Source organism: Vibrio sp. 378, assembly GCF_033339435.1.
The window spans coordinates 1-764 of the sequence record NZ_JAWOUO010000435.1 but is presented as its reverse complement, the minus strand read 5'-3'; the positions used below and the strand labels follow the sequence as shown (position 1 = coordinate 764).

Below are 764 nucleotides of genomic sequence, written 5' to 3'. Positions count from 1 at the left end.
TCTTCATCTTTCTCATCGGCGGCAACCACCTTGGTTCTCAAGCTAATATGACCACCTAAACTTTGGAACTCCTGTGCCATATGCTCTGTTACCAAGCGGTAATCAACAATACTGGTGGTTTTCACGTAAATCGCGCCCAACCCTGTGATATTCGGCTCCGCCAATTTGAGCTGCGCTTCATCAAGCAATTCCACATCAATCCCGTTGACGCGACAGCGTTCATAAAGGGCGTTCATTCGTTCGACTTCTTGCTCGTTAGTTGCAACCAACAACTTTCCACAATTTTCGACCGGAATATTGTGCTGAGAGCAAAACGAGAGCGTTTTTTCTACGCCGCGTTTACAAAAGTCGGCTTTTAAACTGCCCGGCGCATAATACACACCCGCGTGGATAACGCCGCTGTTATGCCCGGTTTGATGCTTTGCAAAACCAGACTCTTTCTCAACCAATAAAATAGAACACTCTGGATGGCGTTGTTGGAGCTGCCAAGCCGTGGACACGCCAACGATACCACCACCCACAACAATGTAGTCATAGACTGATTTCATACGACCTCTTATAAAACCGAAAGTTGAGACTGTTGCAATTTGAACTTGCGCCCACTGTAAACAAACACGGCAACGAATACCGCGCAGCACACCACACGAATTAAGATTGGAATATCGTGCCAAACCAAAAGCGCACCGATAGTAAGCAGAACCAGCCTCATCAATATATTCAATGGTCCTTCTAAGTAACCTTCAATGGCTCCAATGAGCGCGTAA

General features: G+C 46.6%; 1 protein-coding gene and 1 pseudogene. Both read right to left on the bottom strand.

What is annotated here, in order from left to right; translation table 11 throughout:
- On the bottom strand, window positions 1-548 hold a 548-nt coding region (locus tag R7Q48_RS26775), incomplete at its 3' end, for an FAD-dependent oxidoreductase (protein WP_318133264.1).
- A gap of 8 nt (window positions 549-556) precedes the next feature.
- A pseudogene (locus R7Q48_RS26770) lies at window positions 557-764 on the bottom strand (hypothetical protein); the annotation flags it as partial.